Genomic DNA, 25,401 nt, shown 5'->3' with positions numbered 1-25,401 from the left:
TAGGGGGAGGCATATTGAGAGGAACGGTATGGCAGAAAAAAGGAAACATGGCGCAAAAGTTAGTGACAACGTCACGCCATGTTTCCTGGATCGACAGCGGTGGACTGAATGTTATTTATCAGCCGGTTTAATCAACGTCAGAATCGTGCCCAGCTGTTCACGCTGCTCATCACTGACTTCTCGTGCAGCGGAGTAGCCCGCATTCTGAATAATCATTTCATTCAGGCCAACCAGCCAGTCATAAATATAAAACGCCGTATTGTTGGTCGGTGTTAGCGACAGTTTGGTTAAGCGCTGTGACGCACCAAAACTGACCGCCTGTTTCTCGGGTTTGGCGAAAATTTTATGACCGCGATTGATGCGGCTGGCAGGACGCAGGGATTCATCAAGCTGCTGGAAACCGAGCCAGGCGACAAAGTCGCCGAGAATGGTTAGTACGCGTGACACCTGACGGTCGGCTTTATTCTCGCGGTTGATGCCCAACTGCTCACCATCAACCAGCATATCGACCAGCGCTTCTTCGATCCGCAAACGGATGCTGCCGGTAATCAATTCCTCGACCAGCATTTCGATCGTCGCTTTCGGCACATTCAGCAGTTCGAGAAGCGGTGCATTCTCTGGCAGGCTGCGTAAATGGTTAATCCAGAAACGATAAACGCCGTGCGCGTAGTCGGCCTCATAACCATGATCGACGGTCAAAACCGGCATTGCAGGCTGGTCGAGCGCGATCGGTTCATCGGCAAACAGATCGATTTCGATCCCGACGCCAAACGGATCGCTATTGGCTAGCGGGGTAGAGAGATCTTCGGCATCAGCGTGGAAACCGCCATAGTTCGCCCCTTGCTGTTGCAAATAGAGTCGACGCAGTTCATCACGCGAAGGCAGCAGCCGCTCCAGCAGTTCGCCATGTACGCCGGTACGGGTCTGGAGCGACTTGAGCAAGGTCTCTGCGATGCGCTGTTTTTCCGCTGGATCGTCAACATCAACGGGCAGATACCAGTTGCCCAGCAGGTTATCGCTGAGTTCACGTTGCAGTTCGTTAAGTTGTTCGCTGATACGCCCCAGTTTGACATCCCGGTGAACTTCAGCCCCCAGCCACGTGGCCATCCGCGCGACGCCGCGTTTGTCCATCGCCAGCATAGTACCCCAGGCATCGCCCGGATTACCCACATAACGCTGTACCGCGGCATCGTAGTTTTGTCCGTGCGTAATACGGCGATCGTGACGGGTCACCGCCCAAATCAACCCCGGTTTACGGTGGCTGCGTACCTGTGCATTTTCGCCCTGAGTCTGTTTAACCCAGTGATCCAGCGCCTTGCCGACCACTTTAATATCACCACGATTGCCAGCGGCGCTGCATACCATCAGGACGTTCATTTCCTGATTGTCGGTATAGCGCTCCAGCAGATAGGCGCGTTTTGCCCGCAATAGCGTGTGCGCCAGTGGATGCGCTGTGCTTTGGCGTCTTGCTGGTGGCTCGTCCCGCGTTTCGCGGATCTCACCGAAGCCGGGGAAATCCAGCACATCAACCTGCTCAAACAGCGCTTCTTTTGGCGGTGAATGTAACGGAATAAGCAGCTCGGCTGTCAGCATCGTTAACTCTGCCAGCGAAAGCTCCGTCGTTTTCCCAGCGCGGCCGTTTTGGATCGGCCGCACCAGCACACTGGGGTCGTCGGTACTGTGTAACCGTTCCAGCGCCGAACCGTCGATCAGGCCGTCAGCCGGATTTAACTCATCATCCACCAGTGTCCGCAGCGGCACTAACAGCTTACGTGTGCCAGACAGGTGTTGCAGCGTGTGGCTGAAATGACGATATGCGGCGGTCAACGAATTCAATTCGCCCCACAGCACAGAGAAGAGCTGGGCACGATCGTCAACGGTGAGATAGGGCGCTAACTCAATCGCCACCGGCCAGAAGTGCGCTTCCAGTTGTTTTTGCCGTTTAACATCGTGCCGTGCGAGATAGTCCCACAGTTCGACCACTTCATCGCGGCTCATCCCTTCAACGGGTTCTGGCTGACGGTGCATCAGCAGCGTTTTAATATGCTCGGCAATATGGCGCTCATCCAGCTCTTCAAACGTTGTCTCATGATTGAGATCGTTTAAAAACGCGTTGGCCATGATCTTGCCGATATCCAGTTCGCTAAGGAGTTGCAACTGAACGGGAAAGGCTTTGTTCTTTACGCCCGACTGTCGACTAAAGCGCGTGACAAGCGCGGTTGCCCGGTCAGACGGATTAATATGATCGATAAAATCCAGCTGTTGCCCTTCAAACGAGGTTTCCAGCTTGCCGTCTTCCCCCCCGGCCAGCGACGCGATCAGATAGGATTTTCCCGCCTGAGACAGGCCAAAAAAGCCGATGGCAATCTCTTTCTGCGCCACATCGGACAGATGTTGCGCTTTATTGTGATTACGGCGCAGTTTGACGATCAGACGATCGGCTTCGATATCCAGACGCGGAGCATTCTGGCGTGTGGTCTCAACCCAGCCAATGGCCTGTTCAACACCTTGCGCGACGGCCTGTAGCTGCCCGTGGAGCCGGGCAGAAAGCTGTTTGGGCGTTAATCGTTTCATTTTTTAAATACACTCCCACTATCGATCCAATAATGGGTCGCACCTGAGCCGTTAGCGGATAATGTGTTCAATTTGAGTCGTAAATGATGTGGTGGAACGCGAGTGCCGTCTTCCAGCACCGCATCGGCAATCTCAAAGCGCTCGGGGCTGTCTTGATCGTCGCTTTTCGTTACGGCTAGTCGGACGCGCAATTTACTGTCGCCGACGACCTTACGGGCTAAATCCTGATCGACAATCGAGAGCATGTAGAGTGAAGAGGCGGGCCAGCGCTCGTTGTCCAACTGGCGGAAACCGAGGCAGAGTGAACCGCGTACCTGGAAGCTATGTTGCGGATCAAGCACGAAATCCGGCGCATCCAGATCGATATCGCTGTAATACACGTTATCCAGCGTCAGCGCATTGTTGCTGTCCATCATGCCGAGGTAACGCACGGTGGAATACGGCTGGAAATCACCGACCTTAAAGTAAAAGCCCGGCAGGCGCAGATCGAGCGCCAGCAGGCACAGCATTGCGCCGACGGCCGCAGTGGATTTCGGGTTATCAATGCGCCCACGTTTGTTAAACGGATACCAGTCATTAGTGTGATACCCATCGAGAGACAGCATCCGGTTAATCGGCAGCGGTTGCAGGTGGCGGAACAGCGCCTGAATCCCTGGGAAGCGCGAAGGGCGGCCAGTCAGCAGTAATACATCGCACGAATACAGCGACACCACTTCAGACATCAGGCGCAGGTTCTGCGTGATGTTCATTTTGTTAGACAGGAATTCGCCATGCAGTTTGCTCAGTTTGAGGATGAGCGGCACCTGCAAAATATCGAATACGCTATCGCTAACCGGCAGTTCACGCTGCACTTCCGTATTGATGTATTCCAGCACTTTTTCCGTCGGCGCCTGTTCCAACAATTCACCGAAAGTGGATTCAATTTCAGCGCTGGTATCCAGCGGATCAAAGCGCTCATAGGCTTCCAGAATCGCGCGGCCAATCGGAATGAAGACCTGCAATGTCACCTGCTGGCGTAGCGTAAGCTGTGCGTCCATCCGGCCTTCATTGCCGAACAACTTCGCCATCAGCGCATCCGGGCTGGCCATTCCCGCGGTTTTCAGCGCGGCCTGTAGCGCAGGGAGGATATAGAGCTGAATGACATCCAGCAGAATATCGTCGCCGGCGACCTTAAAACCTTCACGGAACAGCAGGCGAGGAATGATTTTAACGTTGTTGCCGATGCCGTCATCCAGCAGATATTGGGTAATCGCGAGGTCGGTGGTGCCGCCGCCGATGTCGATTGAGGCAATGCGCAGCGTTTTACCCGCAGGTTCGCCTTCATCGAGCTCTTTATCGGGGCGTGCCATACTGGCGAAGAAATCTTCCGCACGGCCGCCAAAATTCACCTGCGCTTCGTTATACAGGTAAACCATCTGTCCGCATGTGGCTTCATCCCATTCGATTTGTACATCAGGCACCGGAACCCGACTCAGTTGCTTGTCGGCTGGTGTGGTGAAATCTTCATCCATCGGGTGCCAGTCCATCGCTTTCCAGACCAGCGCGATCGCTTCATGCATCCGGCGGCGGAAAATTTCACGCTCGGGTTTCGGCATCGCGGAAGGCAACGTCAGAATGATATTTCGCAACTGGCGTGGCGCGCTGCTGTGGATCATCTTCAAGCGCTGTGCGGCGCTGTTCATTTGCATCAGCGCCTGGGCCAGCAGTTCGGAGAGCATGAAGGTCATGATCGAACTGCGGCTGTAGTGCGGTGAAAACACCGGTAAACGCTCTTCCAGCGGCTGGTTGTAGAGCGGCTGACCTTCATCATTCAGCATGATGGTCAACGGCATGGCTGTTGCTAACGGTTCGGTCTGCGAATGGGCATCCGTCTGGCTGAAACGCCAGCCTGGTGCATAGCTTTCTTCATCCCACAGGTAGCGACGCGGGCTGGAAATACCGCTCGATCCTTCCGTTCCCTGACGCAGCAGCGCCATATGGCTGGCTTCGCGCCCGACGCGGGTAATTGACGGCCAGATGAACGCGTCATCACGGCCGCTTTCCACGGAGAAATTGTCTTTACCGAACTTCGCCTGTGAAAATTCAACGCGGCTTTCGAACAGTTCGTTATACAGATAATGTGGCTCACTCAGATCGCGCAATTGCAGTTCATAGGTCTGCTTCAGGCCGTTGCTTTCGTCTGCATGATCCTCAACCAGAATGCCGCAGGTGTGAGAGTTACCGACGTCTAAAATCAGGTCAACGTTGACGGCGGGTTCCTGCAGCGTGCTGGTATTGATCCGAATTTCCGGTATTTCGAGCTGGTTGCCCAGCATATCCAGCACATTCAGGTAATGTGCCTGATATTCAAACCCTCTGAGTGCCACTTTTATATCGTGGCTGTCACGGCTTTCCAGCGCTTTAACCCGCTGAGCAAAGACTTCGCGCAGCCAGCCGTCGACCCAGGTTTCATCGAGGAATTCACCCAGTTCGTCGCTGTGATAAGCCAGCGCGAAACTCCCGCCAGTTTTGATGTCATTGGCATTAGGTGCCAGCGACTCGTACTCGTGGCCTTCTGGGTAGGTTTTGGTATCGAACGCCAGACAAATACGGTGCGTATTGCCGTCCTGATCGGGCGTATCCAACGCAAGAATTTGCATTCGCGCCCAGTTATCCGGCCCGCCCATGAAGGTGCGCGGCGGATTAAAGCGGAAGAAGGGCAGCGGCAGCCAAATGTTCTCCAGCAGCTTCAGCGATTGCTCAAGCGAAATGCTCAGCTCAGGTTTCACTACTTCCGGCGGCATCCCGGTGGCAGAAGGCAGCAGGAATTTATCCGAGTGTTCATCATACAGCAGGTGCAGCAGAGGGCCGTTAGCACTTTTACGCACATAGCGGTTAGGCTGCTCAGCCGAAAATTTCGGCTTTAAGGCAAAATCCAAAAACTGAATTCCGCTGTCCTGAATCAACGTAATGCGTTGTTTATAATCGGTAATCGTCGCCAGCATGATTATTTACTCTCGCGCTTTATCGTCATCGGGAAAACGGTGTTTTCGTCATAGCGACCAATACACTCTGCCGCAGCGCCGGAGGCACCTTGTTTACAGACCAGTTCCGGCATTTGGAAACGAGAATTATCAGAGCAGCGGGCGCCGGAACGACTGTTGATGATCAGATTGCCAGAGCTCATTAATCCTGCCTCAACGTTAGCGCGACACGTGACACCGTCACCATGAGTGATGCGTGCCGTGCCTTTTCCATTTTGAATCTGGTAGCGCAGGCTAGGCGGCCTGCCGGTAATCGGCGCTTTGCTATCAACAATGACGCGCCAGTTGCCGTTCAGGAATTTGATGGAACCGATTTTCACCGCGTCGGCTGGCATGACGAGATCATCTTTGCCCGCAGGAATCGCTGGCACTGGGTCGACAACGGGTTCAGCCGGCGGTGCAACAGGCTCTTTCGGCTCCGTGACCGCAGGTGCTTCCGGTTTGACCGCGTCTACTACAGGCGCAGCAGCAACCGGTGCCGTAGCGACTGATGGCTCCGCGGCTTTCACGACCTCTTTTTCTGCGACAGGCGGAACAGGCGTGCTTTCTGGCTGTGGCGCAGGTTCAGCCGGCGTAGAAGAAGGCAGGGCGCGTTTTTCTGGCTTGACCGTTGTGGCTACATCGGATGTCGGTTTGTCGTCTTGTCCTGACACGCAGCCACGTATTTGCAGTGACAAAATCGCTAACAGTGCGGCAGCAGGTAGCAGCCACCACAGACGGAAGAACGGTGGGCGAACAGGAACGGCTGCTGCCGCGGCGACAGGTGCAGGCGTTGGCTCGACGGGTTCCGGTGGGCTGACAGGCTGTGGTTTCGTCTCGGGAATAGGATCGACCAGCGGCAGCGTTGGTGCGCTTGCTGCGGGCGCGGGGGCAACAAAAAGTGGTTCCACGTCTTTGATGACAGGCCGCAGGCAATCCAGCGCATCAAGGCGGGATTTTTTATCGAGATTAACGAAGCCCCAGAACGTTAAGACTGGCTTGCCATCCACCAGATAGACGTGGTTCGCACCTGGGAACTGTATCGCTTTTGCCAGCAGGACCCCGAAAAGTTTCTGACCGGCCTTTTCTGCATTTTGCGCGCGCTGACTGATGTCGGCCACGGCGGCCTGATAGGTTTCCAGTAATGCCAGCGCTTTTTCTCGTTCTTCTTCGCTCGCGGCAATCCAGGAGGTGACTTTACCGTCCACCGGCGAATACCAGTCAATACGGTCGCCATGTTCATTGGGTTGGGGAATCGCCAGACAATCGGCAATCTGCTGTTGTTTTCTGAGACGCAACGTTTCCCGCAATTGAAGTGCCGATGCGTAAACTGGCTGTCCGTTCTCGCCCAGCGCCAGAAAATCATCCAAACTTCCACTACGTAAAAATAATTTTGCCACGCAAAAGAGACCTTTTGTAATGATGCCTAAAGCAGAAAAGAGAATGTAATCTGCGACAGGGTATACTGTAGTGCGAATGATGGCGAATCAAACGCTTAAAGAAGTGATAAAACTAACAAATATTTGAGCAATAGAAAAAGTGGGAAACACGAAGTGTACGCATGAGCAGCCGATGGCGTCCAGATAATGTGATGAAAATGCTGACAAAAACATCACATACGTTTTCCAACGTGATTTTTTGCAGAACGGTTGTTTTGCAGAAATGAGGGACGCTGCGTGATGCCGCCTCCCTCAAGGCCGTGAGGATTACAGTTGAACGTTGCCCGTGATCAGGTAAGCGGATGAGGTGCTCTGTGACATCGGCGGCAGCGTATCACTGAGGACGTTGCCTTTTACGTCGGTAAACTCGATCGGAATGTCATTCATTCCAACGTGTTCAACAATAAAGTGGTTATAATCGGTTTTCTGTGCGGCAATCCACTGGTTATTGCGCATGTATTTCATCTCAATAACCGGGTATTTTACATTCCTGAATTGTACCGCAGCCCAATAAGGGTTTGACCCTTCCTTTATACGGTAAATAACATTGCCATTTACTGGCGCTTCGATCAGCGTCCAGTCGATATTAATTTTTCCATCCTGTAGGTTGCCTATTTTTTCAAAGGCATTAAATGATAAATCCAATGCGCAATCGCCACCTTCTGGGTAGAGATCGGTGACATAAACCACCGTACTGCCTTTTGGCCCGTTTACTTTCAGATAGGCTCCGGCCAGCGACGCCTTCACGCCGCGATAATCCAACTGGTTCCGGTTTAACGCCGTAATCTCCATGTTCTGTGGAATCGGATCCAGTAAGAGCGCGCCGCCCTGATAGCCAGAGCCCGTGGCAGTGGCGTAGCCGTAACAGATATCGTCCAGTTCCCACTGGGCGTGAGCGGTATTAACCAGGGGGATAACGCATAATGCAGATAATGCTAATGAAGTTATTTTATTCATGTTTCACATCCAATATGATTCAAGATTAATAACATAGGTGAGTGGTGAAAATAACAATGCCAAAACGGAAATCCATTTTTGAAACCCCATTATTTTGGCATATTGATAATCAGGCTTTTGTATAAATATGTAAATCGATTTTTTCTTAAAATAATAAAGCAGTGAATATATCAGCAGGCTTATTTCTCTGCGGTAAAATTATTATGCGAATGAAGTAATCGATTTGGGTTTCTTCCCAATGTGTTCTAGGGTTTAAAGAGTATGACAATGACGTTATTTCGTCGTATTCAGGATAGCGGCCAATGGCTAATCCATAACGATGAAGAGGAGATAACATGACCATTCACAAGAAAGGGCAAGCGCATTGGGAAGGTGATATCAAGCAGGGGAAAGGTACTGTATCAACGGAAAGCGGCGCGTTGCAGCAGCAACCTTACGGCTTCAATACCCGTTTTGAAGGTAAATCCGGTACGAATCCGGAAGAGTTGATTGGCGCGGCGCATGCGGCCTGTTTCTCTATGGCGCTATCGCTGATGTTAGGTGAAGCAGGCCATAAGCCCGAGTTGATTGATACCACGGCAGATGTGTCGCTGGATAAAGTCGATGGCGGGTTTGCGATCACCAAAATCGCCTTGCACAGCAAGGTGAAGCTGCCGGGTATTGATGACGCGGCGTTTGATAGCATCATCCAAAAAGCGAAGGCGGGCTGCCCGGTGTCAAAAGTGCTCAAAGCCGAGATCACGCTGGACTATCAATTGAACTAAGATCTATCACTTGAATTAATGGGGAACAGTTGACCGAAGGCTGTTCCTCTTTGTTAGCGATAAAAATTGTGCTGATAAAAAGGCTTACCGGAGTTGTACTGGCGAGCTTTTTTACATTTACACAATTAAAAAAAGCGGAACGATTAAAAATAATTTAACATCTTTACAGTAATAACCATAAAATCAGAATAGCCATTACGATGTAATCTGGTCATGGCGTAGGACGCAATATAACAAGAGCAATATTGGGCTGGCCGGCTTGTGGCGGCCAGATTCTCTGAGTATGTCGTGCTGTGGAACACAAGCGAGAGTTCAAGATGAATAAAATGACCAAGATCTGTTTTTCTGTGCTGTTGGCCGGTAGTTTGCTGACACCTGTTTTGGCAAACGCCACCACGTCGGAAGATATGCGTGGTATGCAGAAAAGCTATACCGCTGCAACGAAAGCGGATGATGCCGCCGCGCTGAAAACTGCGCTGAGCACATTCCGTGAGCACGTCGAGCATGCTAAAACGCAGGTGCCACCTGATTTCGCTAAACAACCTGCCGATGGCCCAGACAGAAAAGCCTATGTGGAAGGTCTGGATAAGATTTTGCAAAAAGTTGACAGCGCACAGGCTCTGGCGGATGCCGGTAAACTGAGCGAAGCCAAAGCGGTGTTAGCTGAAATCAATACCTTGAAAGGTGAATACCACAGTAAATTGAGAGGCTAAGCCGCTTTTCGTTTACCATAAGCCGCCAGTGGGAGCGAACCCACTGGCGGCTTTTTTTGTTATAAAGGTTACGGTAGTCAGGATTGCCAGCTAAGGGGAAACAGAATGACGTCACCATCACACGATGCAACACAGGATGGCAAAGATACACAATGCAGAATTCTTGAAGCCACGCTGGGCTACTTTGCTTTTCTCGTCGGCCCGCCTGCGCTGGGGTTTCTTGGCGAAGTTGCGGGGGTACGCATCGCCATGCTGCGGGTTCTGGCCATGGTGTTTCTGGCTTTTATCTGTTCGTCTTCCGCCCGCGAACGTTCGGCCAAAACGGTATCTGACACTCCATCCTGATGTATCTGCACGGTACTGTTGCGTGTTACGGAACCGTGCACATTCTAATAGTCATATTGTCGTGAGGGAAAATGGTTAACTTAAAAAAGATGTCGGCTGGTGAATTTGCTGCGTATCGCCAGTGTTTTATTCTGGAATATGCTCAGGATCTACAGGATTCTCGTGGTTATAACGAAGAGAAAGCAAGGGCGATCGCAACACAATCGATTGATATCGCGTTACCTCAAGGCCCTGATACGGCAGAAAATACACTCTGGTGTATTCACGCTGATAATACAGATCCGGTGATTGGCTACCTCTGGGTCGTGTTTAACCAACAATCTGTCTGGGTATCCGACTTTTTCCTTCTGCCTGCGTGGCGTGGGCTAGGTTTGGGAAAAGCATCATTACTGGAAATGGAAGCCGCGGTGGCAGCCGTGGGGATCAATGAGATTGGTTTAAGAGTGGCGGTGAATAATCAGTCAGCGAAAGCGTTGTATGAAAAAATCGGCTTCCAGACTACCGGTTTTAATATGAATAAGATACTGAATTCAGACAGACAAAAGTAAAAATGTCGTAATCAGTTATCACAGCTCTCCGTCCCTTATCCTGAGCTCTCTGCGCCACTAAAGTTCAAAAAAAAAGCGCCGATAGACATAGCAGGGAGCTCACTGCAAAGGAAGGTTGATTTCTACCAGGGTCAACATCAGGAGAGCCATAATGGCCACACAATTAATACAAAAAAAGACAATGAGTACCCGCGCTCAGGTATTGTTAACTGGCGCATTAACCATCGCACTCGGTTTCGCTGTCACCATTGGGGTGCTCAGCTGGCAGTCCAGTAAGGAACAAAAGTCTCTGGCAGAACGCTATTTACAGCAGATCGCCCAGAGCGAAGCACTCAGAATTCAACAGGAACTCAACTACGCTCGTGATGTCGCGCATAACCTTGGACAAGGGCTGGTTGCCTTGCCCGCCGCAGGCATTAAAGACCGTGCCGTCGTCGATAAAATGATGGAGTCTGCGCTACGGGATAACCCAGAATATCTCTCGATTTCGGTTATCTTTGAAGAAAACGCGTTTGATGGGCGTGATGCCGAGTTTGCCGAGCAACCGGGTCAAGCACCTAAAGGCCGCTACGCCTGGTTTGTCGATCGCGATCAGGCTGGCAATTACAAGATGCATCCTCTGCAGTCCTACCTGACTCCCGGCCAAGGTGATTATTATCTGCTGCCGCAAAAGAGCCAGAAAGACACGCTGATCGAACCCTATACCTATGCTTACAACGGTGTTCCCACGCTGCTGACGTCAGTCGCTGCACCGATTGTCAGCCAGGGGAAACTGTGGGGCGTCGTCACTTCAGATATTTCGCTTGCGTCATTGCAGCAAAAAGTTAACCAGATTAAGCCCTGGGAAGGCGGCGGATACGCGATGCTGCTATCCAGTGCGAGCAAAGTCATCTCTTATCCTGATAAGTCCCAGACAAGTAAAGCCTGGCAAGGGTCGACAGACAATTTCACGTCCGCAGTAGTGCAACACGACGATGCCATTCTGGGCGAACAAGCGTTGGTAACCTGGCAGCCCGTGACCATCGGCAACAGTACAGAGAAATGGTATCTGGGGATTGTAGCCCCAGTAAGCCAGGTAATGGCGGCTTCTGAGCGTCAATTAATGAATGCGGTCATTATGATGGTGATCAGTATCCTGTTGGTGAGCGCGCTGCTGGGCTGGGTATTCAGCCGTAAAGTGCTGAAACCGCTGGGTGGTGAACCACGTGAGGCTGCAACCATCGCGCTGGCCGTTGCGGAAGGGCGCCTGAGTAATGTGATTGACGTGAAACCCAACGATCGTAACAGCCTGTTCTTCGCACTGAATACGATGCAATCACAGCTGCGCCAGGTGGTTGGACAGATCAAAGAAGCCAGCGATGCCGTGCGGCAGGGCGCGGCAGAAATTGCCAGCGGCAACCTCAATCTTGCATCGCGTACCGAGCAGCAGGCCGCTGCACTGGAACAAACCGCTGCAAGCATGGAAGAGATCACCGCAACGGTGAAACACAACGCCAACAACGCCCATCAGGCCACGACGCTCACAGAGAACGCTACGAAGATAGCCCAGCGTGGCGAATCACTGGTTGGCCAGGTGGTTCATACGATGGCGCAGATTGATGAGAGTGCGAAGAAGATTGGTGATATCACCACCATGATTAACAGCATCGCTTTCCAGACCAACATTCTGGCGCTTAACGCGGCGGTAGAAGCGGCACGAGCGGGCGAGCAGGGAAGAGGATTCGCTGTTGTGGCATCAGAAGTGCGTAATCTGGCACAGCGTAGTGCGAGCGCGGTGAAAGAGATTGCGGCCCTGATCGAGGAATCCAGTCAGCGGGTTGAAAGCGGCGTTAAATTGGTGAACGATGCCGGTAAAACCATGCAGGATATGACACATGCCGTCAGCTCGGTACAAAGCATCATCGGTGAAATTGTTACGGCATCGGATGAGCAAGCGAAAGGCATTAGCCAGGTCACGATTGCCGTTAATGAAATGGATGGCGTGACGCAGCAAAACTCCGCACTGGTACAACAGATGTCTGCTGCAGCCAGCTCGCTGGAAGATCAGTCCATGCTGCTGGCGCAAACGATCGAGCATTTCCGTTTGGAGCAGCAGCATGCGTTACCTCATGCGCTCTTAAAGTAAAAAAGAAATGTTGTTACCCGGTGACCATATGGTCGCCGGGTGAATATATTCGACATTCCCGTAATCCTCCCACATTTCCTCAATATCGACAGTCGTCTCGGCAACGCTGTGCAAGTTGTATCGCCGCCTTAATTAAGGCAAATTAAACTATCCTGATATTGTTAATAAAAAATAACCATGCACCTAAATTATCCTTCCCTGAGAGCGTTCATGGAGATTGTCCGCAGCGGCAGTTTTGATATTGCGGCGCGTAAGCTTCACGTCACACCCTCTGCCATCAGTCAGCGAATCAAGCAGTTGGAAGATCAGCTTGGCCAGGTGTTGATCGTAAGGGGCAATCCTTGCCGAGCGACGTCAACAGGACAAGCGCTACTGCGGCATGCAGAACAGATAGATATGTTGGAGAGCGAGCTTTTCAGCACACTTGAAATGCCAGCAAGACAGCGTATTTCAGTGGCTGTGAATGCGGATTCAATAGATGGATGGTTTCTGGATGCGATGGAAGATGTCTGTCGCCAGTCAGGTATTTTACTCGATATGCTTGTTGAAGATCAGGAGCATTCGGCAACTTTGCTACGCGAAGGTCGCGTCATGGCTGCGGTCAGCGCCAGCGCAGAACCGATTCAAGGCTGCGGTGTGGAATACTTAGGAACGATGCGCTATCGCGCCTATTGCTCACAGATATTTCACGATACGTACTTTGCTGACGGCATCAACGCGGATAGCCTACAGAACGCGCCACTCCTGATATTTAACAATAAGGACAGATTACATTCAGAGGGCTAGGGTGGGGGATGATCCCGGAACATATGGCATCATCGCATACGGAAAAAGGCGAATTAGTCCCATTTCAGGTCGGGAACCCGATTGATATCCGCCTGTATTGGCACCGCTGGAATATCCGTTCTGCCTCGCTGGATGCGTTGAGCCAAAGTGTGCGAACGGCAGCCGTCCGGCATCTTTTCCAGTAAAATATAAGTGAGGATTATCTTTCTTCAAGAATCAATGAATTAAGTATGTGGTCCTGCCAAATACAATTAATTTTAAGATACGAAGCTGCATATCCTTCTTTTATGAACCCAAGACTTTCCAGTGTCTTACTGCTGCGGAGGTTTGTTGGGAGATGATTCGCCATAATGCGATGCAGTCCATAATTTTCATGGACATAATCAATTGCCATTTTGAGCGCTTCGCGCATCAGTCCTTTTCCCTGATAGGCCTGATCGATTGAAAAACCCAGATAACCAGCCTGAAAAACGCCATATACGAAATTTGTAAAATTTATGCTGCCTATTACTTTCTTTTCACCTTTTATAGTGAAAATCAAAAGCAGACTTTTTCTTTCTTCAAACTCACTGAGTGAGTCCTTAATTCGTTTAGATATGCTGGGGGCGGTAAAATACTCGTCATGCCGTAATGGTTCAAAAGGAGCAAAATGATCCCGATTTTCGACCAGAAAAACTTGTAAATTTTCCACAAAGTCTTCAGTGAGAAGATAGATATCTGTTCGTTCTGTTGACATTAACTTCATTGCCAGTCCCTGTTGTTAATTATAGTTAACGGATTATATTGGTGATTTACTTGAGTAGTAAAACACATAGTGAGAGAAACCATGTCACCAGAATTGGTCGTCGCGGCACAGTTTAATGCCTACAATGAGCATGATATAGAGGCATTCGTGTCGTGTTTTGCACCTGATTTCAAAGCGTACCGTATGCCGACAGAAACGCCTTCTATGGTAGGAAAAGAGGCGCTGAGAGAGTTTTACGTGAATAACCGATTCAACAACCCAGCACTGAGGGCGGAATTGGTATCCCGTACGGTATTAGGCAATAAAGTGTTTGACCATGAATTGATACATGGACTTACGGCAGAACCCATAGAAAGTATTGCCGTTTTTGAGGTAGAGCAGAGTCTTATCAAAACAGCCTGGTTTTTCTTTTCGTAGTAAATCATTCACGAGCGCGGAACTAATGATTTCAGAAACACAAAAGTTACAGTCGCTGATTGTGCATTATGAAAGACAACTTCATTGCCAGGTAACGCGCTGCCAGAAAACCGTCATTGATAAGCTGCTGCACAGCGACTTTTTTGAAATTGGTCGTTCTGGAATGCGGTACAACAAACAGCAGGTTATCGATGCACTGATTTCTGAAACGGTTGAGCAACAGATTCAGGCCGATAATTTCGAGTTATCATTAGTGGATGAAAAAAGTGTGCTGCTGACATACCTGAGTTACACGGCCGACGAGAATGACATCGTCAGTAAAACATGGCGGACATCGCTGTGGATTAAAAATGCCGATCGCCCAGATCCCGATGACTGGCAAATTCGTTTTCATCAGGGAACACCAACGACATGAGGGGCATGCCAGAAGAGTGTTTTCTGGATGTAGGGATTTGCTTAGTTGAACGGTCAGTTCCTGCCTGTTCATCTATGGGTTCGCATAATGTATATTATGTTAAATTAGGTCTAGTGGAGGGTTTATGGAAATTGTCTATAGCGGCAGTTTTGAAATCACAGTCCCTACCCACCTATCGTAATCAAAAATGCAGACTTTCAATGGACGGTGATACTGACGATTGCGATTAACCTGATCATGGCGAGTGCATTTGCCTCTATCCTGATTTATGCAATGGAGCTGGCCCCTAATCGCATTGGCCTTGTGGGGGGATTATTTTATGGGCTTAGCTTTGGGTTGGCGGGTATATGACATAAGGCCTCATCATCTTGCTGCCATCTGAGACTGGCAGCAAGATGAGAGCAGCGGGCGCTACTCAAACCGTTCGCTTTCTTGTAACATCCACAAAGAAGATTCTCATCCCAACTATTTGAATTCACCGGACCCAATATGACAGCACACCATTCTAAAGACCCATTGCATGGTGTCACGCTTGAAATGCAAGTTAATGCGCTGGTTGCCCGTTTTGGCTGGGTTCAACTGGGCAAGCTGATCAACATCAATTGCTTTAAAAACGATCCCAGCGTCAAGTCCAGCTTAAAGTTTTTACGTCGGACGCCCTGGGCGCGTGCTGAAGTTGAAGCGCTGTATCTTGATTCTCTGGATGGTTCCTTTTCCGTAAAACCAGATGATAGCGCCGTTGATCCATGGGCAAATAGCCGCCGAAATAAGGGCTAACCAACGTGAAAAAGCCAGTTGTACTGATTGCTGCTGCGCTTCTACTTGTCAGTTGCGCATCTAAACCACCGAGCTCACTTGTTACCCCACTCCCCCCTGTTCAACCGCCGCTTCCGACGACATCTCCGCAGAATCAGGAGCCGATGCGTGGCGTCTGGCTTGCGACCGTCTCACGTCTTGACTGGCCACCAGTGGCATCCGTTAATGTCAGCAGTTCTGCGGTCCGCATTGCTCAGCAGCAGGACGCGCTGAAAAGTAAACTGGACAAGTTGAAAAGCCTCGGTATCAATACCGTTTTTTTCCAGGTTAAGCCTGATGGTACCGCGCTCTGGCCCTCTAAAATATTGCCTTGGTCAGATATGCTGACTGGCCATATTGGTGAAGACCCTGGCTACGATCCGCTACAGTTCATGCTGGATGAAGCACATAAACGGGGTATGAAAGTTCATGCTTGGTTTAATCCCTATCGCGTTTCCGTCAATACGAAGTCTGCAACCGTGGCGGAGTTAAACCGCACATTATCTCAGAATCCGGCCAGCGTGTTTGTGTTGCATCGTGACTGGATCCGCACGGCGGGCGATCGCTTTGTGCTCGACCCCGGCATTCCAGAAGCACGAAACTGGATCACCAGTATCGTGGCTGAAGTCGTAGCGCGCTACCCGATTGACGGCGTGCAGTTCGATGACTATTTCTATGCCGAATCACCCGGTTCCGCACTGAACGATAGCGCGACCTTTAAAATATATGGGCAAGGATTTGCTTCAAAAGCAGACTGGCGGCGGCATAATACGCAGCAGCTCATTGAGCAGGTTTCCCACACCATTAAGCAGTTGAAACCCAACGTTGAGTTCGGCGTCAGCCCTGCTGGCGTATGGCGCAACCGGTCACACGATGCGGCCGGTTCCGACACGCGAGGCGCTGCCGCCTATGATGAAGCCTATGCCGATACTCGCCTATGGGTGCAGCAAGGGCTGCTGGATTATATCGCCCCGCAGCTATACTGGCCGTTCGCGCGTGACGCAGCTCGCTATGATGTCTTGGCAAAATGGTGGGCAGAGGTAGTGAAACCCACAAACACGCGCCTTTATATTGGTGTTGCCCTGTATAAAGTGGGTGAGCCTTCAAAGAATGAGCCTGACTGGACGATAAATGGTGGCGTGCCGGAACTGAAAAAGCAGCTCGATTTGAATGAGTCTGTGCCACAAATTAACGGCACGATTCTGTTCAGAGAGAACTATCTCAATCAGCCACAAACTCAGGATGCGGTTAATTACCTTAAAAGCCGCTGGGGCAGTTAGCGCTATACGAAAATAAGCCCGCATAGAATCTGGTAACAGACTTAGCGGGCTTTCTTTTTACACTTAAATTTCAAAAACCTTACCGCCTACTGGCACGCCTTGCCCACTCTTATAATTTCCACGAACTACGTCTTCGGGGCGAAGATTATTAAATTGTGCATAGTTCGCCACTGCATCCTGCGTAAAACGCCCAGATTCGTCGTGGCTGACATGCGCGCTGCTCTGCTTACGGTAGTACGTGATAGTAATGGTTTTGGGATTACTCATCTGTTGAGTCATATAAATAGCCATTTTTCCTCCGTCATCCGTCTCTGATTGTGAATGTCGATAAACGCCGTACGCAGGAACAACTCGGTCTGCTGTGGCATGCTCGATAATAAAATGCGATATCGGCAGTCACCAGCGATGGAACGGCATATGGCTTTTTACCTGTGCCGAAAAAAATCATTCAAAATTTTGATAAATAAACAATTTGTTTGATTTTTATGAATGAAAGTGAGCTTGGCATAGGGTATTTAACAGGCGTTTTTCATGTAGTCATCCGTCTTTTTGTTCAATATTCCTCCCAATGTCAGGAAAGATTTTTTGCTTATTTAATAAGCATGTAAGATAGCCATGACATCATAATTCGCAATTAAACATTCAAGGCATTGATTTTTATGTGAAAAAATAAAAGTTTCGAAACGAAATAAATCATTGAGTCAGTGACTGAAAAACCCTATATTGGCCGCGTTTTTCTTATAGCAGTTACATGTTTAATTCATTTATTCAACTGTGGTTGCCTGCGAGCACACGGTTGTAGGAGAGATATGATGACGGATAAAGTCCGTATTGACAGTTTAGGTGCGAATTCATTAACCGGAAACAATGAAACCTATTTGGCAAGACAAGCTGAATTTGAATCGAACGTGAGGAGTTATCCACGCAAATTGCCTCTGGCAATTGCGAAAGCTGAAGGTGTGTGGATCACCGATGTTGAAAACAATCAATATCTTGATTGTCTGGCCGGTGCGGGTACGCTCGCGCTTGGACATAACCATCCTGACGTGCTGCAAAGCATCCAAAGTGTCATTACTAGCGGCTTGCCGTTACATACACTGGATCTGACAACGCCGTTGAAAGATCAGTTCTCCGAATACCTGCTTTCCTTACTGCCTGGTCAAGGCAAAGAGTACTGCCTTCAGTTTACCGGCCCTTCTGGCGCCGATGCGGTTGAAGCCGCGCTGAAACTGGCAAAAAAATACACCGGTCGTTCTGGTGTGATCAGCTTCTCCGGCGGCTACCACGGCATGACGCATGGCGCGCTGTCCGTAACGGGTAACCTGTCTCCGAAAGAAGCCGTCGACGGCATGATACCTGAAGTTCAGTTTATGCCTTATCCGCATCAGTACCGTTGCCCGCTGGGCATAGGCGGTGACGCTGGCGTGAAAGCATTAACCTACTATTTCGAAAACCTGATCAACGACGTTGAGAGTGGCGTACGCAAACCGGCGGCGGTCATTCTGGAAGCCGTTCAGGGTGAAGGCGGCGTTAACCCGGCTCCTGCCGAGTGGTTGCAACGCATCCGTAAAGTGACGCAGGAACACGGTATTCTGCTGATTATCGACGAAGTTCAGGCCGGTTTTGCACGTACTGGTAAATTCTTCGCCTTTGAACACGCCGGCATTGAGCCAGACATCATCGTGATGTCCAAAGCCGTTGGTGGCGGTCTGCCATTAGCCGTATTGGGTATCAAAAAGCAGTTCGATGCCTGGGCGCCAGGTCACCACACGGGGACTTTCCGCGGTAACCAACTCGCGATGGCGACTGGCCTGACGACGCTGAAGCATCTGAAAGATAATCAGGTGGCAAACAAAGTCGCTGAACAAGGTGAATGGCTGAAAGCGAAACTGGCTGAGCTGCAAAAACGCTATCCGGAGATCGGTCACATTCGTGGTCTGGGATTAATGATCGGGATTGAGATTGTTAAACCTGGCGAAGCGCAGGATCACATGGGTTGCTACCCAGCTGACGGCGAGTTGTCTGCGCTGTTGCAGAAAAAATGCTTTGAATCAGGCCTGATTCTGGAGCGCGGTGGCCGTAACGGTTGCGTTCTGCGTCTGCTGCCTTCTCTGCTGATCAGCAATGCTGAATTGGAAATCTTCCTGGATAAATTTGAAAACGCCCTGCTGTCTGCTGGCGTGAAGCCAGTCTGAGTGGAGCGAATGACCACGATGTCCCAATTAGTAGAAACAGCCATTAACCCGATTCTGGCCTCTTCTGCGCAGAGTATCGAAGCCTATCAGGAAGCGATTACGCAGAGTAGTCAGGCCGTCATGCAGTGGCTGCAACAGCCTGAGATGTATCAGGGAAAAACCGTTGCCGAACTGCGTGAACGCATCACGCTGGATTTTAATCCTCAGGGCCTGGGTAACCAGGCCGCTATCGAGCGTGCGATTGAATACTTTTTGAAAGACAGCCTGTCGGTGCATCACCCACAGTGCGTTGCTCACCTGCACTGCCCGAGTCTGGTGGTCAGCCAGGCGGCGGAAGTCTTGATTAACGCCACCAACCAGAGCATGGACTCCTGGGATCAAAGCCCGTCAGCGACCATCATCGAGATGAAGCTGATTGAATGGCTGCGTACTCAGGTTGGCTATCAGTCTGGCGACGCGGGCGTATTCACCAGCGGCGGCACCCAGAGTAATCTGATGGGCCTGATGCTGGCGCGTGATGCCTTCTTTGCCCGTCAGGGACATTCGATCCAGCAGGATGGATTGGTGGGTAACCTGAAGAAAATTAAAGTGTTCTGTTCTGAAAATGCCCATTTCTCGGTGCAAAAGAACATGGCTTTACTGGGGCTGGGTTATCAATGCGTTACGCTGGTGAAAACTGACCGTTTCGCGCGGATGGATCTGAACGATTTAGCAGAGAAAGTGGCGCAGGCCAAGGCTAACGGCGAGCAGATTCTGGCTATTGTCGCGACAGCCGGTACCACGGATGCGGGGGCGATCGATCCTCTGCGGGCGATTGCAACGCTGGCGGCAGAACACCAGATTTGGGTACACGTTGATGCAGCCTGGGGCGGCGCCCTGCTGCTGTCCGAGAAGTATCGCGATTATCTGGACGGTATTGAACTGGTGGATTCCATTACGTTGGATTTCCACAAGCAATTCTTCCAGACCATCAGCTGTGGTGCATTCTTGCTGAAAGAAGCCCGCCACTATGAACTGATGCGCTATCAGGCGGCTTACCTGAACTCTGAGTTCGATGAAGCGCAGGGCGTTCCGAATCTGGTGTCTAAGTCATTGCAGACGACGCGTCGTTTTGACGCGCTGAAACTGTGGATGGGTCTGGAAGCGTTAGGTCAACAGCAGTACGCGGCGATCATCGATCACGGCGTCACGCTGGCGCAGCAGGTTGCACAGTATGTGGCTGAACACGCTTCGCTGGAGTTGGTGATGCAGCCACAGCTGGCAAGCGTACTGTTCCGTTATCGTCCGCAGCAACTGGCGACAGCAGATGATGCGACTATTGCACTGCTTAACCAACGCATTGGCGATGCTCTGCTGGAATCAGGCCGCGCCAACGTGGGTGTCACCGAATTTAACGGTGTGACCTGCCTGAAACTGACGTTATTGAACCCAACCGTTAGCCTGGACGATGTCAAAGTCCTGCTGGCACTGGTTGAAAGCACGGCTCAGCCGTTGTTGAACGCGTAACGCTGCTGCTACGTCAGTATTGCCTGAAGACAAGCCGATAACCTCAATGGTTATCGGCTTTTTACTCTCCTTTCATATTGGGAAACTTCAGACATTATTCGCATCCTTTTCTGGCTTGTAACGCTATCGAATACATGAATAGACGTTCTTGGATAGCCCGCGCAGATAAGCACAGGCACCTGAATTTATTGTTATGTTATAACAATAAATTCAGGTGCCTGTATTTGCAAGGATTTACCGTGAATAGCTTTTTTAGCCCTACGGGGGAAACCCGCAGGGATGGGAGTAAAACAAAGACTTAGTACGAATATCCCGGTTTTTTCGCCAACGTATCCAGCTGCGGCTTGATGATCGGATCGTAAACCTCATCCTTCCAGAGATCGGGCTGAATTTCGTTGAACGCGACAGAAAGCGAATCGTCAGAAGAACCGAAGTGCTTCTTCAGAACCGCAGCAAGATCTTCAGCAATGACTTTCTTCTCTTCTTCAGACAGGTTTCTTGGAAAGTGTTTGACATCAATATGGGGCATAGGTGGTCCTTTTCAGTGATGCAACAGCACGTTGGTTAAGAGAGCCAGTGAGTTAAGATACCCAGAGTGTATGGCGACGGCAATAGGATAACTCGCCTGATGGTAAACATCCTGCCTGAGATAAATTGGCCTAAACTCATCGAAGTGTGTCATTCAGGCCACTGTTAGCGTTCTGTCAGATTCTTATACTGCTGCTGTTTGGTGCATAACGGCACCGCCAGTTAACCTGATAGGAAGCAATAAGATGAAAATAACGCAGATTCGCAATGCGACATTGCAATTGGAATTTGGTGGAAAAACGTTTTTGATTGATCCGATGTTGGCAGCGAAAGCGACTTATCCTGGATTTCCGGGAACGGCCAACGAACACCTGCGTAATCCCTTGGTCGAACTTCCTCTGCCTATGGCGACGATTCTCGATGTTGATGCAGTGATTGTGACGCATACCCACCTTGATCATTGGGATGATGCCGCTCGTGAGGTTATCCCGAAGACGATGCCGATCTTCAGCCAGAATGCACAGGATGCTGACCTTATTCGGCGCGCAGGATTTACCTCCGTGCGTGTACTGGGTGAGCAGACGGAATATGACGGCATCACGCTGATCAAAACGTCTGGTCAGCACGGTTCTGATGAAATCTATGCGAATCCACAAATGGCGGAAAGACTGGGTGACGTCTGCGGTATTATCTTTCAGCATACTAACGAAAAGTCGCTGTATCTGGCGGGCGATACCGTCTGGAATCAGCATGTTATTGATGCACTGACGCACTACACACCCGATGTGGTAGCGCTGAATATCGGTAATGCGGTCATTCCCGGTTTGGGTTCTATTATCATGGGAAAAGAGGATGTACGGCGCGTACATCAGCTCGTGCCCAACGCGGCGATAGTTGCAACGCACATGGAAGCGGTGAACCATTGCCTTTTAAGCCGTGCAGAACTGCGTGACTATCTGCATGAAGAACAGCTTCAGTCTATCGCGTATGTGCCAAACGATGGCGACAGCGTGGAATTCTGAATGGGGTAATAACCAGAACCTATTGATGATTTAATGAGGGCTATGATGGCTGTGCTAACCGTTGCGGTGGTTGTATCTGAGAATTTTAGCCCGTTTCACTTATCTATACCGAGCATGGTGTTCAGCGATATGCTCTATGAAGAAAAACAGTTTGAGATTTTTTTCTGTGCGGAAAAACCGGGCATGGTTGCCTCTGAACACGGCTTTTCCATTAACGTTGAGCACGGATTTTCCGCGTTAGAAAACGCCGATTTGATCGTGGTTCCCTACTGGTCTCATCCAGAGACGCGCCCTTCTGTATCGCTTCTGGATGCATTACGTGATGCCGCCACGCGAAAAGCACAAATCGCCGGATTATGTCTGGGGACTTATGTACTGGCTTACGCCGGATTGTTAGAGGGGCGCCGCGCCTCAACACACTGGGCGTTTGAACAGGATTTCATCGCCCGCTTTCGTCATGTGAAGTTAGATACCAATGCGCTCTATGTCGAAGATGAGCATCTGATTACCTCTGCTGGCACAGTGGCAGCTATTGACTGCTGCCTTTATCTGGTACGTCAGCACTGCGGCAGCGCTATTGCTAACCGTGCCGCTCGTCGTCTGGTGATTCCGCCTTACCGGGAAGGCGGCCAAGCCCAGTTTATCGAACATCCGATACCGGAAAATACGCGGGATAGCAAAATCAATCAGCTACTGGACTATCTGCGCAGCCATCTCCGTTCTTCCCACTCCTTGGATACGTTGGCAAGCCGCGTGCAGATGAGCCGCAGGACATTTACCCGGCACTTCTTCCGAGCCACGGGGATGACCGTCAGCGACTGGCTAACGGCGGAGCGGCTTCACCATAGCCAGGTATTGCTGGAATCGACCTCCCACTCCATCGAAGCGATTGCGGATAGCGTCGGGTTTCAGTCAGCGGTAACCTTTCGCCAGCAATTCAAACAGCGTTTTAGCGTGAGCCCGACCGACTGGCGTAAAACGTTTCAGGATAAAAGCAGCGTCCGCTAATCCCATCGCGAACAGGAAATTACGCTCGAGTTGCTGAGGGAAAACTGAATGGCCGCGTAGGACGCCTGCTGGTTTACCCGTTACTGAAATCACTGCAAAAGGTCTATGGCAATTCTGACTATCTGGATTACATGCGCAGTTACCGCTATCCGCTTTCCGGCGAATTTGCCATGCGCACCGCAATCCTGAATAACCTGCGTATTCCGAGCGACTGGGGGTTGGAAATTGGCGTGCTGTCAGAAATTCATCGCGGTACCGCAACCCGGCGTATTTGTCAGGTGGATATCGCCGATCGCTACGATCATAAACATCAGCCGATGTCTGAAGATGACCCGAATGCAGGATTACAGCGTATGGCGGCTGACATTACTAAAGCGTTGTATCGCAAACTGGCGATTCTCGGCGTGAACATCACTTCAGACTCTTTCCGCGTCCTGCGTGCGACCTATTATCGTACCGCCCTTGATATGATCGATGCTTTCGAACATGACGCTCGTATGAACGGCCTGAGCTTTGATCGGCATAAAGAGGAGTCGGCAGTCGAATTATTCGCTGATGTGATCACTTTTTCCGGTCATGCTTATAGCGATAGCCCTGGTGATAAACCCTTTGTACCGAGTTGGAACCGTGTGCAGTCTGCGTTTCCCGATATTCTTGAACGCCTGTACGCTGCCGTAGAAGCTGACAATCAGGAAAGGTGATGCTTTCCTCGCTACCTCATGGGGCAAGCGCATCAGGATGCATCATTTCATGCGTCATGGTGGAACTTTCACATAAGTAATTCATATTTTTTGGTTTAATTACCCGATGAATAAATAAATTTTTTTTATCTTTTATCGGTACACAAAAAAGCTGAAATATCCCGCCACACGGGAAAACGTGTCGTAAGAACATAGTATTTTACCTAACGTTATCGCGTTGATGGGCAGGTATGTCGCGGGTGAGAAAATCAACTTTAGCGGCGTGGATGCTGCACTCGCATCCATGAACGATTCGGCATTTATTACCTACAGCAAAAAGAGTTAGGGACACCGCAGGAAATGCAGTGGGTTGCGGATACCATGCGCGAATTCCGTAGCAAGAACTGGATTTAACCCCGCGTCATACCTGCCTTATCGCCTGCGGTAGCGCGGCATTCGCCCCTCGTTCTGAGGGGCGATTTTTCCTGAGCCACATCGTTGAAACCCGAGTAACGCTTGACCCACGAGAAATTGCGCGGCTAAATGATTCGCATGCCTTTCGTTATTTATAGTGATATCAGGCACAAGCAGAATATGAAAACGGTCAGGGAGAAATAAAAGTATGATTATTTTTGTTACCGGTGCAACGGCTGGGTTTGGTGAGTCAATTACACGTAAATTTATTAGCGCAGGTCATAACGTGATCGCAACGGGTCGCCGTCAAGAACGTCTGGACGCGCTGAAGGCAGAATTAGGTGATGCGCTGTATACGTTAAAATTGGACGTGCGCGATCGTCAGGCGATTGAAAAGGCGGTTGCCACCCTGCCAGCCGAATGGCGGACTATTGATGTGCTGGTGAACAACGCCGGACTCGCGCTGGGTCTGGAACCTGCACATAAAGCCTCGGTAGATGATTGGGAAAATATGATCGATACCAACAATAAAGGTCTTGTGTTTATGACACGTGCGCTGCTGCCTGCCATGGTGGAACGTAATATCGGGCATGTCATCAACATCGGTTCTACTGCGGGCAACTGGCCATACGCAGGCGGTAACGTGTACGGCGCCAGCAAGGCATTTGTGCAGCAGTTCAGTCTGGGTCTGCGTGCCGACCTGTCTGGAACCCGAATTCGCGTCACGAATATTGAACCGGGTCTGGTCGGTGGAACCGAGTTCTCGGCCGTGCGCTTCAAAGGCAACGATGAGAAAGTCAGCAAAACCTATGACAACACAACACCGCTGACGGCCGAAGATGTATCCGAAGCCGTTTTCTGGGTGGCCACCCTGCCAGCACACGTCAATATCAACACACTGGAAATGATGCCGGTCAGCCAGTCTTTTGCCGGTTTAAGCGTACACCGCGAAGGCTGATAGCCACCACGGCGAAAAAAGTCGGGGCATGAACGTCGGTTTCATGCCCTTTTCTATTGGCGCGATAATCCTTGTCGCGCGGCGCGGCACGGTTGATGCAGCACGGTTATAGTGCCGTTGAAGCGAAGGATGTATACTTCTGTTATAGGCAACCTTTCGTTTTGCACGACGCGCGAAGGTTACAG

23 protein-coding genes and 1 pseudogene are annotated in these 25,401 nt (G+C 50.5%); 17 read left to right on the top strand and 7 right to left on the bottom strand.

Translation table 11 applies throughout. The features are described 5' to 3' along the window. Positions 1–111 precede the first annotated feature (111 nt). From LCF41_RS11290 to LCF41_RS11275, 4 genes are all read right to left on the bottom strand, one after another. Positions 112–2,574: a putative virulence factor gene (locus LCF41_RS11290; RefSeq protein WP_225084704.1), complete on the bottom strand. Its 2,463-nt coding sequence runs from the start codon at positions 2,572–2,574 to the stop codon at positions 112–114. Beyond that, entirely contained in the window at positions 2,571–5,558 is a 2,988-nt protein-coding gene (locus LCF41_RS11285; RefSeq protein ID WP_225084703.1) for a virulence factor SrfB, read from the bottom strand. Before LCF41_RS11285 ends, LCF41_RS11290 begins: the two co-directional genes overlap by 4 nt. A 2-nt stretch (positions 5,559–5,560) precedes the next feature. Beyond that, a complete protein-coding gene (locus tag LCF41_RS11280) occupies positions 5,561–6,976 on the bottom strand; it encodes an SrfA family protein (protein ID WP_225084702.1) in 1,416 nt (471 codons plus the stop codon). A 306-nt stretch (positions 6,977–7,282) separates the two neighbouring features. Then, positions 7,283–7,972 carry an expansin EXLX1 family cellulose-binding protein gene (locus tag LCF41_RS11275; protein ID WP_225084701.1) on the bottom strand — a complete coding sequence of 230 codons (690 nt, stop codon included), beginning with the start codon at positions 7,970–7,972 and terminating at the stop codon, positions 7,283–7,285. A 335-nt stretch (positions 7,973–8,307) separates the two neighbouring features. Between LCF41_RS11275 and LCF41_RS11270 the strand changes: the two genes are divergently transcribed. From LCF41_RS11270 to LCF41_RS11240, 7 genes are all read left to right on the top strand, one after another. Beyond that, entirely contained in the window at positions 8,308–8,736 is a 429-nt protein-coding gene (locus LCF41_RS11270) for an OsmC family protein (RefSeq protein WP_225084700.1), read from the top strand. Positions 8,737–9,053: 317 nt separating this feature from the next. Then, positions 9,054–9,449, top strand: a complete 396-nt coding sequence (locus LCF41_RS11265) for a cytochrome b562 (RefSeq protein ID WP_010275013.1) — start codon at positions 9,054–9,056, stop codon at positions 9,447–9,449. Positions 9,450–9,554: 105 nt separating this feature from the next. Further along, positions 9,555–9,794, top strand: a complete 240-nt coding sequence (locus LCF41_RS11260; protein ID WP_431191537.1) for a hypothetical protein — start codon at positions 9,555–9,557, stop codon at positions 9,792–9,794. 71 nt (positions 9,795–9,865) lie between these two features. Beyond that, positions 9,866–10,342: a GNAT family N-acetyltransferase gene (locus tag LCF41_RS11255; protein WP_225084699.1), complete on the top strand. Its 477-nt coding sequence runs from the start codon at positions 9,866–9,868 to the stop codon at positions 10,340–10,342. Between the two features lie 151 nt (positions 10,343–10,493). Beyond that, positions 10,494–12,467, top strand: a complete 1,974-nt coding sequence (locus tag LCF41_RS11250; RefSeq protein ID WP_225084698.1) for a methyl-accepting chemotaxis protein — start codon at positions 10,494–10,496, stop codon at positions 12,465–12,467. Between the two features lie 210 nt (positions 12,468–12,677). Continuing rightward, positions 12,678–13,253, top strand: a complete 576-nt coding sequence (locus LCF41_RS11245) for an ArgP/LysG family DNA-binding transcriptional regulator (RefSeq protein WP_250160532.1) — start codon at positions 12,678–12,680, stop codon at positions 13,251–13,253. An 8-nt stretch (positions 13,254–13,261) separates the two neighbouring features. Next, on the top strand, positions 13,262–13,438 hold the full coding sequence (locus LCF41_RS11240) for a hypothetical protein (RefSeq protein ID WP_225084696.1): 177 nt from the start codon (positions 13,262–13,264) through the stop codon (positions 13,436–13,438). Positions 13,439–13,452: 14 nt separating this feature from the next. Here the strand turns inward: LCF41_RS11240 and LCF41_RS11235 are convergent, their stop codons facing one another. After that, positions 13,453–13,998 (bottom strand): GNAT family N-acetyltransferase, encoded by a 546-nt coding sequence (locus LCF41_RS11235; protein WP_225084695.1) that lies wholly within the window; start codon positions 13,996–13,998, stop codon positions 13,453–13,455. Between the two features lie 81 nt (positions 13,999–14,079). Between LCF41_RS11235 and LCF41_RS11230 the strand changes: the two genes are divergently transcribed. The 4 genes from LCF41_RS11230 (at position 14,080) to LCF41_RS11215 (ending at position 16,905) form a co-directional block, all read left to right on the top strand. Further along, the gene (locus LCF41_RS11230; protein ID WP_225084694.1) at positions 14,080–14,415 is read left to right on the top strand and encodes a nuclear transport factor 2 family protein; all 336 of its coding nucleotides are present in this window, start codon (positions 14,080–14,082) and stop codon (positions 14,413–14,415) included. Positions 14,416–14,440: 25 nt separating this feature from the next. Continuing rightward, positions 14,441–14,830 (top strand): nuclear transport factor 2 family protein, encoded by a 390-nt coding sequence (locus LCF41_RS11225; RefSeq protein ID WP_225084693.1) that lies wholly within the window; start codon positions 14,441–14,443, stop codon positions 14,828–14,830. Between the two features lie 489 nt (positions 14,831–15,319). Next, on the top strand, positions 15,320–15,607 hold the full coding sequence (locus LCF41_RS11220; protein WP_225084692.1) for a VF530 family protein: 288 nt from the start codon (positions 15,320–15,322) through the stop codon (positions 15,605–15,607). A gap of 5 nt (positions 15,608–15,612) precedes the next feature. Continuing rightward, complete coding sequence (locus LCF41_RS11215; protein WP_225084691.1) at positions 15,613–16,905, top strand: glycoside hydrolase family 10-like protein; 1,293 nt, start codon at positions 15,613–15,615, stop codon at positions 16,903–16,905. Between the two features lie 63 nt (positions 16,906–16,968). Here the strand turns inward: LCF41_RS11215 and LCF41_RS11210 are convergent, their stop codons facing one another. Beyond that, positions 16,969–17,196: a hypothetical protein gene (locus tag LCF41_RS11210; protein ID WP_014915396.1), complete on the bottom strand. Its 228-nt coding sequence runs from the start codon at positions 17,194–17,196 to the stop codon at positions 16,969–16,971. Between the two features lie 521 nt (positions 17,197–17,717). Between LCF41_RS11210 and LCF41_RS11205 the strand changes: the two genes are divergently transcribed. Both LCF41_RS11205 and LCF41_RS11200 read left to right on the top strand, forming a co-directional pair. Further along, positions 17,718–19,100 carry a diaminobutyrate--2-oxoglutarate transaminase gene (locus tag LCF41_RS11205; protein WP_225088154.1) on the top strand — a complete coding sequence of 461 codons (1,383 nt, stop codon included), beginning with the start codon at positions 17,718–17,720 and terminating at the stop codon, positions 19,098–19,100. Between the two features lie 9 nt (positions 19,101–19,109). Continuing rightward, positions 19,110–20,606, top strand: a complete 1,497-nt coding sequence (locus LCF41_RS11200) for a pyridoxal phosphate-dependent decarboxylase family protein (RefSeq protein WP_225084690.1) — start codon at positions 19,110–19,112, stop codon at positions 20,604–20,606. Between the two features lie 298 nt (positions 20,607–20,904). Here LCF41_RS11200 and pptA read toward each other — a convergent pair whose 3' ends face one another. Beyond that, entirely contained in the window at positions 20,905–21,135 is a 231-nt protein-coding gene (gene pptA / locus LCF41_RS11195; protein ID WP_225084689.1) for a tautomerase PptA, read from the bottom strand. A 244-nt stretch (positions 21,136–21,379) separates the two neighbouring features. On the opposite strand from pptA, the gene LCF41_RS11190 reads away from it, so the two are divergent. The 4 genes and pseudogenes from LCF41_RS11190 to ydfG all read left to right on the top strand — a co-directional run bounded on the left by LCF41_RS11190 (position 21,380) and on the right by ydfG (position 25,216). Then, positions 21,380–22,156, top strand: a complete 777-nt coding sequence (locus LCF41_RS11190; RefSeq protein WP_225084688.1) for an MBL fold metallo-hydrolase — start codon at positions 21,380–21,382, stop codon at positions 22,154–22,156. 45 nt (positions 22,157–22,201) lie between these two features. After that, positions 22,202–23,164 carry a GlxA family transcriptional regulator gene (locus LCF41_RS11185; RefSeq protein ID WP_225088153.1) on the top strand — a complete coding sequence of 321 codons (963 nt, stop codon included), beginning with the start codon at positions 22,202–22,204 and terminating at the stop codon, positions 23,162–23,164. A 14-nt stretch (positions 23,165–23,178) separates the two neighbouring features. Further along, a pseudogene (locus LCF41_RS11180) lies at positions 23,179–23,865 on the top strand (glycosyl transferase); the annotation flags it as partial. Positions 23,866–24,466: 601 nt separating this feature from the next. Next, positions 24,467–25,216 (top strand): bifunctional NADP-dependent 3-hydroxy acid dehydrogenase/3-hydroxypropionate dehydrogenase YdfG, encoded by a 750-nt coding sequence (ydfG, locus tag LCF41_RS11175; protein WP_225084687.1) that lies wholly within the window; start codon positions 24,467–24,469, stop codon positions 25,214–25,216. The last annotated feature ends 185 nt before the right edge of the window (positions 25,217–25,401 follow it).

The sequence above is a fragment of the Pectobacterium colocasium genome (assembly GCF_020181655.1).
Lineage (GTDB): Bacteria > Pseudomonadota > Gammaproteobacteria > Enterobacterales > Enterobacteriaceae > Pectobacterium > Pectobacterium colocasium.
The sequence above is the reverse complement of the archived record's forward strand: the minus strand, read 5'-3'. Positions and strand labels throughout refer to the sequence as shown.

Bases quoted from the DNA above. Each gene is read 5' to 3' on its own strand.
- LCF41_RS11290 (WP_225084704.1), bottom strand. From the start codon at position 2,574: ATGAAACGATTAACGCCCAAACAGCTTTCTGCCCGGCTCCACGGGCAG.
- LCF41_RS11285 (WP_225084703.1), bottom strand. From the start codon at position 5,558: ATGCTGGCGACGATTACCGATTATAAACAACGCATTACGTTGATTCAG.
- LCF41_RS11275 (WP_225084701.1), bottom strand. From the start codon at position 7,972: ATGAATAAAATAACTTCATTAGCATTATCTGCATTATGCGTTATCCCC.
- LCF41_RS11270 (WP_225084700.1), top strand. From the start codon at position 8,308: ATGACCATTCACAAGAAAGGGCAAGCGCATTGGGAAGGTGATATCAAG.
- LCF41_RS11265 (WP_010275013.1), top strand. From the start codon at position 9,054: ATGAATAAAATGACCAAGATCTGTTTTTCTGTGCTGTTGGCCGGTAGT.
- LCF41_RS11260 (WP_431191537.1), top strand. From the start codon at position 9,555: ATGACGTCACCATCACACGATGCAACACAGGATGGCAAAGATACACAA.
- LCF41_RS11255 (WP_225084699.1), top strand. From the start codon at position 9,866: ATGGTTAACTTAAAAAAGATGTCGGCTGGTGAATTTGCTGCGTATCGC.
- LCF41_RS11250 (WP_225084698.1), top strand. From the start codon at position 10,494: ATGGCCACACAATTAATACAAAAAAAGACAATGAGTACCCGCGCTCAG.
- LCF41_RS11245 (WP_250160532.1), top strand. From the start codon at position 12,678: ATGGAGATTGTCCGCAGCGGCAGTTTTGATATTGCGGCGCGTAAGCTT.
- LCF41_RS11240 (WP_225084696.1), top strand. From the start codon at position 13,262: ATGATCCCGGAACATATGGCATCATCGCATACGGAAAAAGGCGAATTA.
- LCF41_RS11235 (WP_225084695.1), bottom strand. From the start codon at position 13,998: ATGAAGTTAATGTCAACAGAACGAACAGATATCTATCTTCTCACTGAA.
- LCF41_RS11230 (WP_225084694.1), top strand. From the start codon at position 14,080: ATGTCACCAGAATTGGTCGTCGCGGCACAGTTTAATGCCTACAATGAG.
- LCF41_RS11225 (WP_225084693.1), top strand. From the start codon at position 14,441: ATGATTTCAGAAACACAAAAGTTACAGTCGCTGATTGTGCATTATGAA.
- LCF41_RS11220 (WP_225084692.1), top strand. From the start codon at position 15,320: ATGACAGCACACCATTCTAAAGACCCATTGCATGGTGTCACGCTTGAA.
- LCF41_RS11210 (WP_014915396.1), bottom strand. From the start codon at position 17,196: ATGGCTATTTATATGACTCAACAGATGAGTAATCCCAAAACCATTACT.
- LCF41_RS11205 (WP_225088154.1), top strand. From the start codon at position 17,718: ATGACGGATAAAGTCCGTATTGACAGTTTAGGTGCGAATTCATTAACC.
- LCF41_RS11200 (WP_225084690.1), top strand. From the start codon at position 19,110: ATGACCACGATGTCCCAATTAGTAGAAACAGCCATTAACCCGATTCTG.
- pptA (WP_225084689.1), bottom strand. From the start codon at position 21,135: ATGCCCCATATTGATGTCAAACACTTTCCAAGAAACCTGTCTGAAGAA.
- LCF41_RS11190 (WP_225084688.1), top strand. From the start codon at position 21,380: ATGAAAATAACGCAGATTCGCAATGCGACATTGCAATTGGAATTTGGT.
- LCF41_RS11185 (WP_225088153.1), top strand. From the start codon at position 22,202: ATGGCTGTGCTAACCGTTGCGGTGGTTGTATCTGAGAATTTTAGCCCG.
- ydfG (WP_225084687.1), top strand. From the start codon at position 24,467: ATGATTATTTTTGTTACCGGTGCAACGGCTGGGTTTGGTGAGTCAATT.